The organism is Falsiroseomonas ponticola (genome assembly GCF_016805305.1).
In the GTDB taxonomy this organism is placed as follows: Bacteria; Pseudomonadota; Alphaproteobacteria; order Acetobacterales; family Acetobacteraceae; genus Falsiroseomonas; species Falsiroseomonas ponticola.
In genome coordinates, this window is the sequence record NZ_JAERQN010000009.1 from 241,226 (window position 1) to 253,835 (window position 12,610).

At 73.8% G+C, this 12,610-nt stretch carries 14 protein-coding genes; 1 reads left to right on the plus strand and 13 read right to left on the minus strand.

Annotation, left to right across the window (positions count from 1 at the left end; all coding sequences use genetic code 11):
* Window positions 1–22 precede the first annotated feature (22 nt).
* From JJI54_RS23590 to JJI54_RS23645, 12 genes are all read right to left on the minus strand, one after another.
* Entirely contained in the window at window positions 23–3,679 is a 3,657-nt protein-coding gene (locus JJI54_RS23590) for a tape measure protein (RefSeq protein ID WP_203075771.1), read from the minus strand.
* Window positions 3,676–4,008 carry a DUF6441 family protein gene (locus JJI54_RS23595; RefSeq protein ID WP_203075773.1) on the minus strand — a complete coding sequence of 111 codons (333 nt, stop codon included), beginning with the start codon at window positions 4,006–4,008 and terminating at the stop codon, window positions 3,676–3,678. The genes JJI54_RS23590 and JJI54_RS23595 overlap by 4 nt, the downstream gene beginning before the upstream one ends.
* A 192-nt stretch (window positions 4,009–4,200) precedes the next feature.
* Window positions 4,201–4,788 (minus strand): hypothetical protein, encoded by a 588-nt coding sequence (locus JJI54_RS23600; RefSeq protein ID WP_203075775.1) that lies wholly within the window; start codon window positions 4,786–4,788, stop codon window positions 4,201–4,203.
* Window positions 4,789–4,799: 11 nt separating this feature from the next.
* Window positions 4,800–5,966, minus strand: coding sequence for a hypothetical protein (locus tag JJI54_RS23605; protein ID WP_203075777.1), 1,167 nt, complete (start codon window positions 5,964–5,966; stop codon window positions 4,800–4,802).
* Window positions 5,967–5,993: 27 nt separating this feature from the next.
* A complete protein-coding gene (locus JJI54_RS23610; protein WP_203075779.1) occupies window positions 5,994–6,452 on the minus strand; it encodes a hypothetical protein in 459 nt (152 codons plus the stop codon).
* Window positions 6,449–6,784: a head-tail joining protein gene (locus JJI54_RS23615; protein WP_456305612.1), complete on the minus strand. Its 336-nt coding sequence runs from the start codon at window positions 6,782–6,784 to the stop codon at window positions 6,449–6,451. Before JJI54_RS23615 ends, JJI54_RS23610 begins: the two co-directional genes overlap by 4 nt.
* Window positions 6,781–7,047: a head-tail joining protein gene (locus JJI54_RS23620; RefSeq protein ID WP_203075783.1), complete on the minus strand. Its 267-nt coding sequence runs from the start codon at window positions 7,045–7,047 to the stop codon at window positions 6,781–6,783. Before JJI54_RS23620 ends, JJI54_RS23615 begins: the two co-directional genes overlap by 4 nt.
* Entirely contained in the window at window positions 7,044–7,250 is a 207-nt protein-coding gene (locus JJI54_RS23625) for a hypothetical protein (RefSeq protein WP_203075785.1), read from the minus strand. Before JJI54_RS23625 ends, JJI54_RS23620 begins: the two co-directional genes overlap by 4 nt.
* Window positions 7,247–7,648 carry a M15 family metallopeptidase gene (locus JJI54_RS32380; protein WP_318987566.1) on the minus strand — a complete coding sequence of 134 codons (402 nt, stop codon included), beginning with the start codon at window positions 7,646–7,648 and terminating at the stop codon, window positions 7,247–7,249. The genes JJI54_RS23625 and JJI54_RS32380 overlap by 4 nt, the downstream gene beginning before the upstream one ends.
* 2 nt (window positions 7,649–7,650) lie before the next feature.
* Window positions 7,651–7,998, minus strand: coding sequence for a DUF2190 family protein (locus JJI54_RS23635; protein ID WP_203075787.1), 348 nt, complete (start codon window positions 7,996–7,998; stop codon window positions 7,651–7,653).
* 82 nt (window positions 7,999–8,080) lie between these two features.
* Window positions 8,081–10,171, minus strand: a complete 2,091-nt coding sequence (locus JJI54_RS23640; protein WP_203075789.1) for a prohead protease/major capsid protein fusion protein — start codon at window positions 10,169–10,171, stop codon at window positions 8,081–8,083.
* A 2-nt stretch (window positions 10,172–10,173) separates the two neighbouring features.
* Window positions 10,174–11,652, minus strand: a complete 1,479-nt coding sequence (locus JJI54_RS23645) for a phage portal protein (RefSeq protein WP_203075791.1) — start codon at window positions 11,650–11,652, stop codon at window positions 10,174–10,176.
* 84 nt (window positions 11,653–11,736) lie between these two features.
* Between JJI54_RS23645 and JJI54_RS23650 the strand changes: the two genes are divergently transcribed.
* On the plus strand, window positions 11,737–12,360 hold the full coding sequence (locus JJI54_RS23650; protein ID WP_203075793.1) for a hypothetical protein: 624 nt from the start codon (window positions 11,737–11,739) through the stop codon (window positions 12,358–12,360).
* 6 nt (window positions 12,361–12,366) lie between these two features.
* Here JJI54_RS23650 and JJI54_RS23655 read toward each other — a convergent pair whose 3' ends face one another.
* Window positions 12,367–12,603, minus strand: a complete 237-nt coding sequence (locus tag JJI54_RS23655) for a phage head-tail joining protein (RefSeq protein ID WP_203075795.1) — start codon at window positions 12,601–12,603, stop codon at window positions 12,367–12,369.
* Between the last annotated feature and the right edge of the window lie 7 nt (window positions 12,604–12,610).

The following is a 12,610-nucleotide window of genomic DNA, read 5'->3' on the forward strand; positions in this document are numbered from 1 at the left end:
GCGTCCTCCTTGGAAGGAGAGGTCAGGCGACGCGGCGGAGCAGCGCCTCGTTCTGCGCGGTGAGGCGGCGCAGCTCGACGAGCAGGGTGCGGAGCACCTCGGTCTGCTGCTGGCCGGTGGAGAGGATGGCGAGCTCGACCCGGTCGGTGCCGGTGGCCTGCGCCTCGAGCAGCGCGGCGAGGTTGGCGGTGTCGGCGCCGGGGACGGCCTGCCGGATCGTGCTGGCGATGTCGGCGACCAGGCCGGCGTAGCGGTCCGAGGTGCCGAGGAAGTCGCGGGCGACCGGCAGCACGCTCTGGGCGAGGCGGGCGAAGTCGGCGACCTCCTCCTGCGTCGCCCCGTCCGCGAGCGTGCCGCGGGCGGCGTTCAGCGCCTGCAGCCCGGCGAAGTAGCGCGTCTCCGGGGCGAGGCCGCCGAGGTCGCCGATGGTCAGTTGCTCCAGGAGGCCCCGCGCGGTGGACTGCCGTGCGCGCTCCTGCGCCAGCGCCTGCTGGTTATAGCGCTCGACGATGGCGAGCCGTTCTCCGGCGAGCGTCTGCTCGAGGCGGGCGATGCGGTTCCAGTACTCGGCCGTGCCCTCGAGGCCGAGCTGGAACAGCGTCTCGCGGAGCTGCCGGACCTCCTCGCGCGCGGTGTTGTCGAAGGCGGTGAGGTCCGCACCGCGCTCGTCGCCGGCGAGCCGCAGCCCGCGGGCGGTGAGGTTCGCGTCGACCGCCTGGAACCGGTTGGCGCGTTCCTCCTCCAGTCGCGCGATGCGCTCGGCGCGACGCGCATTCAGGTCGGACTCCGACAGACCGAGGTCGCGGGCGCGCGCCGTCGCCTCGTCGAAGGTCCGGTTCAGGTCCTCCAGCGCCTTGAGGAAGCCGCTCACACGATCAGGCTTGCTCAGCGTCTCGAAGACGCCGCGGACCCAGTCGACCGCGTTCAGCGCCTCCTCGAGGCCGGCGCCGCGCGCGCCGAGCGTGCCGAGGGCGGTCTGGACGTTGGCGTTGGCGCTGCGCAGGCCGCGGGTGAGTGCGGCGCCGTCGAGCTCGCGCGCGCTGCGGCTGGCCTGGCCGAAGCCGATTGCACCGCTGATCCCCTCGAAGCGCAGGTCGCGCTCGCGGATGGCGGCGTTGATGCGGTCGAGCTGCTCCTGGACCGCGGCGCGGGAGCCTGCCTCGTCCCAACGCTTGCCGCGGGCGGCGGTGATGACGAGCTGGCCGGCGTCGTTGACGCCGTAGAAGACGTCGCCGCCGGCGCGCTTGGCCATGCCCTTTTTGGTCGGGCCGAAGAGCGCCCCGCCGCCGCCGCCGATCGCGCCGCCGATCAGGCCGCCGATGAGCGTGCCGATGCCGGGGATGATCGAGCCGATGGCCGCGCCGGCGAGTGCGCCCGCACCGGCGCCAATGGTGCCGCCCGGCCCGACTGTGCCGCGGATGCCACCGACGATCGAGGAGGTCAGCATGCCCGCCCCGAAGCCCGCGGCGCTGCCGCCGAGCAGGCTGCCGAGGGTGGTGCCCATGCCCATGGAGCCGAGGGCGGAACTCGGCAGTACGGGCCCGGCGACGCCGGCCGGGAGCGCAGCGGTGGCGGCTGCGCCCGAGGAGGTCGTCCACAGCGTGGTGCCGAGCAGGCCGCCCGAGCCGGTCAGGCCGAGCGACGCGCCGAGGCCGGAGAACAGGCCACCGGAACCCGTCAGGCCGAGGCTCTCCCCCAGCCCCGAGAAGAGCGACGTACCGGCGAGGCTGGAGAGACCGGACAGCGCGCCGCCGGACGCCTCGTCCCCGCCGCCGGCAAAGGCGCCGGCCAGCGTCGGCCGGGACGTGCCGAACACCGCGTTGGCCAGCGGATTGACCAGGCCGAGCTTGGCGAGGTCGGCCGCGGCGCTGGCGAGCACCGACTTGGCCAGGCTGCCGAAGTCGAGCGCCGTCTTGCCGCCCGAGGTGAAGGCGTTGACCAGCCCCTGGCCGATCCGGTCGAAGGCGTTCTCGCCGATGCGCGAGAAAGCGTCGCGCGACTGCTGCTCGAAGCGCTCCACCTCGCGCCGCGCGTCGTCCATCGCGCGCTCGCGGGCGCGGCGTGCATCGGCCTCCCGGCGTTCCTGCTGCTCGCCCGCGCGCGCCAGCGCGGCCTGCACCGCGGCCGCGGGGAAGACGGTCTGCCCGGCCGGGGCGTTCTCGTACTCGACCTCTCGGACGTGGCGGCCGGTCTCGCGCGCGGTGTCGCCCAGCCGCTTGAGGGCGTCGTCGCGCTCCCGGTCCGCCGCGGCACGCAGGCGCTGCGCCTCCGCCGCCTCGACGGCGCCGCGCGACAGCAGGGCGTCGATGTCGCGGATCCGGGTGGCGTGCTCCTCGCGGATCCCACGCTCCCGATCCAGCGCCTTGCGCAGGTCGGCGAGGCTCGCCTCGTCGCGCCGGCGCTGGCCCTCAGCGCGCTGCCGTTCGGCCGCCTCCTGCTCGCCGAGCCGGCGCACCAGCGCCTCGCGCTCGATCTCCTCGACCTCGCGATTGAAGCGTTCGAGGTCCGCGATGGCGCGCTCGCGGTCGGCGCGAAGCGGCGCGGCCTGGCGACGCAGCGTCTCCAGGATCGCATCCTCGGGGACGGTGCGGCGCGGGTTCGCCTCGAGGGCGGCGATGCTGCGCTCGATCTCCGCTGCCTGACGGTCGGCGTTGCTCAGGCGCTGCTGCGCCGCGGCCTGGCCCGCACGCGCGGTCTCTTCCGGCGTGCCGAGGCCGACGGCGACACGCGTGCGGTCCACGGCGGCAGCCGCGGCCTGCGCGGCGCGGGCGATCGCCTGCGACAGGCCGAGGGCGCGGTCGAGGTCCGCCGCGAAGCGCGTCATCGCCTCGCCGAGGATCGAGAAGGACCGGCCCATGGTCGGCGGCAGCTTCTCGAACTCGGCGTTGATCCGCTCGCCGGCGCGGAGCAGCGCCGGCATCACCACGTCGGCGGTGAGCTTGCCCTCCTCGCCCATCTTGCGGAGCTCGCCGACGCCGACCCCGAGTTGGCGCGCGAGCGCCTCGGCGAGCGTCGGCATGTTCTCCAGGATGGAGCGGAGCTCGTCGCCCTGCAGCTTGCCCGAGGCCAGCGCCTGGCCGAGCTGCATGACGGTGGAGGTGGTTTCCGACGTGCTGGCGCCGGCGACGATGCCGGCCTGCTGCACGGTCCGGACGAGGGCCAGCACCTGGTCGTTGGTCGCACCGACCTCGCGCGCGGCCAGCGCGAAGCGCGCGAAGGCGCCGGCGCTTTCCGAAACGGCGACGCCGGTCTGCTGCGAGAGGCGATAGAGGCCCTGGTAGGCCGCCTCCGCCGCGGCGACCGAGCCGGTGGCGGCCTGCAGCCGCGCGAGGGATTCGGTGGCCTGGTCGCCGGCGCGAGCCACGGCGACACCGGCCGCGACGGTGCCGGCGGCGAGCGCGGCGATGGCGGTGGCGGCGAGGCCGGCTCCGGTGGCGACGCCGGCGAAAACCCGCTCCGCACCGCCGAGGCCAACACCCATGTTGGCGAAGGCGCGCACGGCGCCGTCCGACGCCGCGGCGAGCCCCTGCAGCGCGGGCTGGGCAGCGGCAGAGGCAGCATCGATGCGGCGGAGCGCCCGCTCGCCGCTCTCGCCCACCTGCTCCAGCGCGCGGCGCGTAGGCTCGGCGTTGTCGGCGGTGAGGCGGATCGCGATGGTGCGGGCGGCGCTGCCGCTCATGCGCGGCGACCCAGCTCGGCGGCGAGCGCGCGCGCCAGGATGCCCGGGGCTCGCCGGCGCACGGCGGCGACGTCGAGCCGCTTGCGGAGGCTGACCTGGCGCAGGAGGAAGAACATCGGGACGAACCCCTGGGCGACGACCTCGCGGGCGCGGCGCTGCTGGCCGCGGCGACGGCCGGTCAAGATCTCAGCGTTGGGCCCGACGAAGAGCCGCAGGCGCCGGCTGCGGCGCGCAATGCCGCTGGCGGCGCGCACGCGCAGGCACCAGAGCCGGACGGACGGATTGAACTTCGAGCGGACGACGAAGGCCTCGCGGCGCGCGGCCTGCATCTGGGCGGGCGTGACGCGCAGCCCACCGCGGGCTGACGCCTCCGGGATCCGGCCAGTGTGCGATCCCTCCCATGCCGCCGCGGCATGCCGCCCATAGCCGCGCGAAGGCGTGCCATGGCTCGGGGATGGCGATCCGTGGGTTCTCCGCCCAAGGCTCTCCGCCAACGAGCCAGTCGCCGCCGCCTTCGGGCCTCAGGCCGCCGTCGTAGGCGCCGGGGTCTCGGGCGACGGCGAGGGCGCCCCGGAGTTTCCCTCCGCATCCCGCCCGGGCTGCATGAGGGAACTGGCCCGCCAGCCGACCGCCTCGACATCCTCCTGCGGCAACGCGTCGAGCAGGTCGTCGGGCACCAGGCCGCGCGTGCGTCGGAACGTCGGCAGTCCATCGCCCTCCCAGCCGCGCAGCGCGTGCCGGGCCGCGACCCAGGGGAGCGTGCCGAGGTAGCGCTGCCGCGCCGCGAGCAGCCCGGCGTAGACCGGGACGGTGGCGCAGGCCGCCTCGATGGTCCCGAGCTGCACCTGCACGTCCGCGTCGTCCGGCGTGGCCTCCGAGGCGTCGATGACGGCGAGCACCTCGTCCGCGTTGTCCGGCGAAGCCTCGCGCACCGCGGCGCGCAGCGCGTCGAGCATCTGCGCGTGCGACGGATAGATCCCGCCCTCACGCGCCAGATCGGCGCGGAAGGCCTGGCGCTCGCGGTAGGTCAGCGGCGCCACGAGATAGCGGCGGTCGGTTCCGGGTGGCGCGAACCATTCGGCATCGCGCCGCGAGAAGACGACGGTCATCGGGTTCTCCTTCAGAATTGCGCCAGGAACAGCGGGCTATCCGCCCCGTCGAGCTGGAAGGCGATGTCGAGCTGGCCGAGGCCGTCGCGCTCGCCAGGCCGCATGCCGGTGGCCTTGGCGGCCGGCGCGATGACGCAGAAGCGGTTGCCCGCGGTGGCACCGAGGATCGCCATCAGCGACATCGCCGTGCCCTGGCGGAAGGCGTTGAACAGCGCGACCGCGGTCGTCGTGTTCATCAGCGGGTCGATCGAGCCGCGGGCGTCGCGCTCGACCGGCACGGCCGGGTCGTAGCCCTCGGTCGCCTCCGGGTTGTCCGGCAAGGTGACGCTGACGCCGGCCTCCAGCATGACGCGCCTGGCGCGGGCGACCTGCTGGTTCAGCTGGCAGCGCCCACCGACGAAGCGCGGCGGCGTTGGGCGGATCGCGGTGTTCCAGCCGGTCGGCAGCGCCGCGGCCGCCTTGTCGAGCATCTGCGCGCGCAGCTCGAAGACCAGGAAGCCGATGCCGCCAGTGGAGAGCTCGAGGCTCCAGGTGCCGACCGCGCCGGTGAAGCGCCAGCGCAGGCCGTCGGCGTAGAAGTAGAGCGTCGCCGTCCGGTAGACCGCCTCGTCCGAGGTCGGGCTGTAGAGCACGTGCGGCGGGATCTGCGCGAGGGTGGTCACGGTGCCGGCGGTGGCCATGGTCTCGCCGAGGGTGGCGACGCGGGCAGCGGTGTAGTCGGTGATGCCGGTGGTGAGCGTCCGGTCGCCGGAGAGCAGCAGCGGCATGCCGCGGTAGAGCTGGGCGGTCGCCGCGAAGGGCGTGGCGAGGGTGAGCGTCGTGGTGGTACCGGCCGTGGCCGCGGTGGGCGCGCCGATGGCGGCGGCGGTGATGCCCTCGGCCATGGTGCAGCAGCGGAGCAGCCGACCCCATTCCGGCGCGGTCGCGGCGGTGCCGGAGCCGCGGAGCGGGATCCGCAAGCGGATGCGCGGCTTGAGGCCGCCGACGATGGCGGGCGAGCGATCGAGAGAGCCGGTGAGCTCGGGGTTCTCGACGACGACCGGGTCGAAGTCGATCTCGCAGTCGGCGGCGAGCCAGTCGGCGTTGGCGGGTGTGCCGCCGATGGCGTCGACGCCGCCGGTGGTCTCGATGCGGGCCGCGACGGCGGCAAAGCGCATGCGGACGAGGTCGATGCTCATCGCGCGGCTCCTTCAGGTATGGGGTGGTCAGGAGGACCAGGGGCCGCCGGCCGGGCCGACGGCGAGGATCGTGAAGCGGGCGAGGAACTCGCCGGCGGGGCGGGCGGAGTCCTCGGCGTCGTAGAGGCGGAACTCCGCGCCCCCTTCGGCCACGTTCCCGAGGCCGGGGGTGGCGGGCGTCCAGCCGGCCAATGCCGCGACGGTGCGGGCGTGCAGGAGGGAGAGCGCCTGCTCTGCAGCGAGGTCGGTGGCGCCGGCGGCGAAGCCGGAGACCCCGAAGCCGATGCGGTAGTGGGTGCGACCGGGCTCCTGGGTGTCGTCCGCCTCGAGGTCGTCACCGCGGACGACGAGCCGCGGTAGCATCTCGACGTCTGTGTCGACGGGCGCGCGGCGGGCCCGCTCCACGGCGACGTCGGGCAGCTGCGCGGCGAGCCGGTCGGCGATGGCGGCGAGCGCGGCCTCGCGCAGGGCAACCGTGCCGCTCACGGCGAGCGCGCCAGGGAGAGGCGCCAGGAGAGGCCGAGCGGGTCGGGATCGACCTCCTCGACCTTCCAGGTCTCGGGCGGCGAGAGCCGGCGCAGCAGGTCGCCGCGGCGTGGCGTGTCGGGCGCGAATTCTGCGGCGCGCAGCGTCGCCTCCAGCGCCCCTGCACGGCCGCCGGGACCGCCGAGGCCTGCCACATCATCGGCGGGCGCCGAGAGCAGCACGCGCACCGGCCGCCAAGAACCACCCGCGGCCGCACGCCATTCGGCGTCGGTGCCCATGTTCGGATCCGCGTGTAGCGCGGCCAGGGCCGCGGCGAAGGCGCTCCCGCTCATCGCGTGCAGACCACGCGCCAGGCCGTGCCGGCGGCGTCCGTATCGGCCGAGAGCACCGTCAGCACCTCGCCGCCGATCTCGAAGGTGTCGCCGGCGGTGATCGCGGGCAGCGTGACGGCGGCCGCGACCAGCACGGCGTCCTCCCCCTCCGCCGGCTCCGCCCGCACCACCCGCAGCGCGGTCTGCGGGCCGGTGCCCCCTGGCCGGAAGGTGGCGGTCCCGCCGCGGTCGGGATTCGCGAGTAGCGCGGCGGCGCCGCTCACCGGGTCGGCTCCTTCGGCGCGTCCGGCAGCACGGTCTTGGCCGCTGCCGCGAGCGCGCCGAGGGCGGTGGCGATGCCGACCGCGCTGTCGGCGAGGTGGCGCAGGTCGATGCCGGCGATGTGCGCCAGCAGCACAATGGTGGCGAGCAGGGCAACGCCGGTGTGCGTGCCCTGCTCGCGCAGCCGCGCGAGAAGGTAGGTCACGGATAGGTCCTCCGATCGAGTTCGAAGTGCGGGCCGTCGGGAAAGCTCTTCCAGTCGCCGCCCCAGCTGAGGGCGACGGATTCCTCCGCCGCGGCGGCCTTCATCGCCGCCGCGACCTTGCGCGCGAGGGGCCAGTCCCAGCGGACCTCGCCGGCCTTGGGCGCGCCGTCGCCATCGTCGAGCCAGTAGGCGAGGTCGACGGCGTGGCCGGTCAGGTGCCGGCTGTTCATCGTCCGGCTGGCGCCGATGGCGACCAGCCTGGCCTGGCGCTCCCTGGTCCGAAGCCCCTCGACCACGATGAAGGGCTCGGCGAGCCGGGCCCGCTCGACGACGCGGACGAGGTCCGCGTGCACGCCGGCGAGGCGCTGCCGGTCGCGCTCCAGCAGCGGCGAGCGCACCGTCACGACCCCGAGGGCGGGACGCGGTTGAGCCAGACGCGGACCGTGGTGTCGGCCGCCAGCGCAGCCAGCGTGGCGATGCCGACCTGGAAGTTGCCGGTCGCGGTGGTGGTGATGCGCCGGTTCGTGTTGTCCCAGAAGACGCGCGCGCCGGCGGTGATGGCGAGCGCCGGCTCCTTGGTGATGTCGAAGACGCCCTGGGTCTGCGCCTCGATGGTGGCGTTCTGCGCGCCGTCGGTGGCGGCGATGCCGAACAGCGCGCCGACGAGCACGCCCTGGCCGGCGGTGACGCCGCCGGCATAGGGGACGGCGACCGCCAGGCTGTCGCCCGGCTGGATGAAGTTGCGCATGGGGATGCGGTCTCCTGAAACGCGAACGGCGTCCCGAAGGACGCCGCGCGCGTGGGTTCACGATGGAAGGGGTGGGCCGGGATCAGGTGCCGGCGTTGAAGTAGCCGCCGCGCCAGTCGATCGCGCCGACGCCGAAGTCGAAGATCACGCTGACCTCGACGCCGTCGACGCCGGAGACCGGCCCGGTGGTGACCTGCGGCCCCTCGGCGCCGTTGAGGTAGCCGTAGACGTAGACCGGCGCCGAGACCGGATCCGCGAAGAGGTACCAGCGGTTGGCCGGGATCAGCGGCTCGACGAGGGGCTGAACGAAGCCGGCGTAGACGTTGGCGTTCGTGGTCTGGGTGGCGGCGACATTCACCGTCAGCTGCCGTGCCGCCAGCTCCTGATTCGGCCCCACCAGCAGGCGCATCGTCGCGCCGACCGCGATGGGCAGGCCGTCGAGCGTCTTCTGGCGCATCACCGCGGCGCGGCCGACGGCGAGGTTCGTGAGGTCGAGGATGGTGCCGGCGGAGGCCTTGTTCGCCCGCGCCGCGGCCGTCCCGAACACCGCCGCGTTGCCGGTGGTGAGCGTCGGGCCGTCGCCGCCGGCCGAGTTCAGCAGGCCGTAGGCGGTGGCGTTCTCGAAGTCCGCCACGCGACGGCCGATGGCGGCGGCGAAGTCCGTGAAGGCGCCGAGGTCGTCGTTCACCAGCATCGGCCGCGTCACGCGGATGCGCCGCGCGAAGGTCTGCAGGAGCACGAGCTCCTGGCTCTCGGACATGGTCCCGGCCTGGATCTCGCCGTTCTCCAGCAGCGGCATGAGGGTCGGGAAGTCGCCGACGCGGAGATGCCGGTGCGGCTTGAAGTCGCGGAAGTCGCGCCGGAGGAAGATCTGCCGGTAGGTCGGCTGCGCCGGCTGGTACGCCGCGAGCAGCATCTTGTTGGCCGCGGCGGAGAGCAGCAGCGGGAAGTCGCTCGTGGTGTGGAAGGCGCGTTCGGCGAGCAGCGCCGGGTTGCGCGGGATCTGCCGCTCGCCCTTCAGGCGGAGGAGCTCGCCGATCATGTCGGAGGGGCGCCAGCCCAGGAACTCGGCGTGGCGACCATTCCCCTGGGGCTGGTAGCCCGGCATGGAGCGCACGGCGAGCGCCTCGGCCATGGCGTCGCGGATCTGCGCGGGGTCGTCGTGGCCGGGCCCGGTCTCCGGCCGCGCGGGCACGGAGGGCCGCGGCGCGGCGGCGACCATCGCGTCGAAGAGCGCGCGGCGGACCTGGTCGGCGGACCAGCCGCGCTCCACCGCCTCGGCGCGGAGCGCCGCGGTGCGGTCCGCGGGGACCAGGGCGCGGGCGGCCTCGATCGCGGCGTCGATGCCGGCGATGCGCTCGCGCTCGGCGCGCTGCGCCTCGGCCCGGACGGCGTCGAGGTCGGGCGGCGCGGCGCGGGCCGGCTCCGGCGGCGGCGCGGCGGGCGCGGGGCTGGGGGTGGTGGTCACGGTGGTCTCCTGGGGCGGGGTGGTGGAGGACGGCGCGGCGGGCGGCGGCGCCGACGGGGCAGCAGCCGGCTCGGCCGGCGTCGTCTCGGGCATGGGTGGATCCTCATCTGGCAGGGCGGGCTCGATCGCCGGCGCGGGGAGGCCCTGCTCCCCCTGCGCGCGGACCGCGGCGTCCCGGTCCACCGGGACCGGCACGACGGAGATTTCGAAGGGCTCCCAATCCACCGCGCGGTGGACGGTCTCGCCGGTCGCGGCGTCGGGCCGCGGCTCGTAGCGGTGGACGCGGTAGCCGACGCTGACCGCGCGCAGCGTGCCGTCGGCGATGCGCTGCCAGACCGGCTCGACGTCGGCGGCGGCGCTGAACTGCAGCGTGGCGTAGCCCCGGCCGCGCTCGAGGCGGGCCGCGGTGACGCGGCCGAGCACGTCGCGGGCATCGCCGCGCCGGTGGGTGTTGAGCACCGGAGCTTGGCCCGAGCGCAGCGCGTCCATCCGCACCGCGTTCGTGGACATCTCCAGCTCCTCGGTGATCAGGCCGAGGGCGGGGACGAAGTTGCGGGCACGGGCGCCGGTGGACCAGACGACCTCGACGGTGCGCGCGGTGCGGTCGACGCTGGTGGGTGCGGTGATGGCGCGATGCGCCACGATGGGCGCGCCAATGGGCTCCGGCGCGGCATCGCTGCCGCCCGGCTCGGTGCTCTCGGTCATGGTCAGCCCTGTGCTGGTGCTTCGCGGGGCGGTGCCGCCGCACCGGTGGCGGCGATCTCGACCGCGGCCATCTGCGCCGCGTCCTGGGCGGCGCCGGACTTCGCGACGCGGCGCGGATCGGTGTCGAGGGAGATGCCCGCCTCATCGAGCAGGGCATTGGCCTCGCGGATCATCTCGACGACCTGGCGGAAGTCGTAGCCAAAGGCACCGACCGCCTCGGGCTGCGGCACGAAGCCGGCGCGGACCTGCGCGATCAGCGCGGTGGTGTCCTTAAGGGGGTCGATCATCTCGTGCGCGGGCGGGACGTGCGACAGGCCTTCGGGAACCTCGGCACCCCACAGGCCGAGCAGCGCGCCCTGCGCGTGGAAGCGCTCGGCGATGGGGCGCACCAGCATGGGGATGAGCATCCCGTACTGCACCTGCTCGCAGAGGCGCCGGAACTCGATCTTTCCCGCGCGGAGGCTGGAGTAGTTCGCCTGCGTGAGGTCGCCCGCCACCTGGTCATAGGTCAGGCCGGAGCCGACCGCAGAGGCTTCGAGCGCGCGGCGTGCAAAGGCGGCGTGCGATCCGCCCCCACTCGGATTGACCACCTCCACGGATCCCATGCCGCGGCGATAAAGGATCATGCCGGGCTCGAAGCTCTCGACGGTGCGGCCCTGGGCGTCGCGCAGCAGCCCCGACGCCGGGCCGGTCATGGCATCGTCGCCGTCCTCGGACACGACCGCCGCGAGGCACGCCTCGATCTTGGCCTTCATCAGCAGCGCGGCCTCATAGTCGCCGAGGTCGCGCAGCCGCGTCAGCACGGGCGCGAGCCAGGAGACGTCGCGCAGCTGGCCGGGGCGGCGCTTGCGATAAATGTGCAGCACGTCGCGAGCCGCCACCCGCTGGCTGCTCAACCAGGTGGCGCCGCCCGGCAGAACCCAGGACGCGCCGGGATGCACGCGGTGCAGCCAGTAGCCGACCGGCTCACCGGCCTCGCCGAGGCCGATGCCCTGCAGCGTGGGGACACCCTCGATGACGCCCTGCCGTGCGGTATCGAGGTGATCACTCTCCAGCACCTGAAGCCGCAGGCCGATCGGGTTCGCTGGCGTGATGTCGGCCGGCAGCAGGCGGACGAAGCATTCGCCGCTCTCGACCACCGCGCGCATGACCAGCGCCTGCAGGCCATAGAGGTCGAGCCGGCCCTCGGCGTCGCAGGCGGTGCTGTCGGACCAGCGGCGCCAGGCCTCGGCGTGGGGCTTGTCCGGCCAGCGTGTGGTGATGCCGGCGCCGACGGCGTTGCCGGTCCAGAGATCGACGATGCGGGCGGCGTAGGGATCGTTGCGGACGGCATCGCGGGCGCGGCGTGCCACGGTGGGCGCAGCGGCGCCGACCTCGGCGGCGGCGCTGCCACCGGAGGCCGCCCAGCTCGAGGCGCGGCTGTCCTGCGCGGCGGCATAGCCGCGCAGCACGTGCCAGGCATCGCGGATACGATCGAGCATGGCGCTGTTCGTTCGCTCCTCTACAATGCCAGCCCGGCCGAGCCGACCTAACTTCCTCGGCCGTGCTGCTGAGGATCACAGGCGATGCAGCTGCAGCAGTTCCGCGAGCGACTGAAGGCCTTGATGGGCGACAGCTCGGAAGCGCGGCCATTCGTCTGCAGAGGCAATCCGTATCGCTGCCAGGCCTTCATCGTGGGGATAAACCCAGCTTCGAGCGTTCCGTTCTGGCCGTTCTGGAGCGACACGCTCGGCTTCGACTGGCCAGCGTGGCGCGACAGCTATCTCGAAACCCGCCGCATCCAGCCACTCAAGCCAGGAAAGAAATCGCGCCTAGCAGAGAGCCCAACTCGTCGGACAATTGGCTGGATCGTTGATGCCGCAGCGCCCCTCGGCATTTTGGAAACCAACCTCTACGTCAGACCGACCCCAGCGGCGGCCGATCTGCGTTCGGAAGATCGCAATACGCAAACTTTCGAGTACCTGCTTACAGAGATCCGGCCGCAAGTACTGTTGTTGCACGGGCGCGAGGTCGCGACCGCACTCACCAAGATGTATGGTGCAAAGCTGGCGCCAACGTTCGCGCCTGTCAGCATAAGTGGGCATGCCATGCTTGCAGCATGCGTGCCCCACCTTTCGCGGGGTGTCTCGCGCGAGAAAGCCCACGACCTCGGGCGCCAACTTCGTGAACTCTGCAAGGCGCAGGTTTGAAAAGAGTCACCCGCTTCCCTCGCGGGAGAAGCTGGCGAAGGTGACGCTGGGGCGGCGGGCCGCAGTGTTCTCCGCGGCGTGCAGGACCGACAGGGCGCGGCCGAGCTCGTCCAGCGATCGGTATTCCACGGTGCGCCCGTCGAAGGTCACGCGCGTGGTGCCGCCGGTGAAGGCGGCGGCCAGGACGGCGGCGCGGGTGCCGGCCGGCTGCGCCAGCGCCCAGGCGAGGACGGTCGGATCCATGAACGTC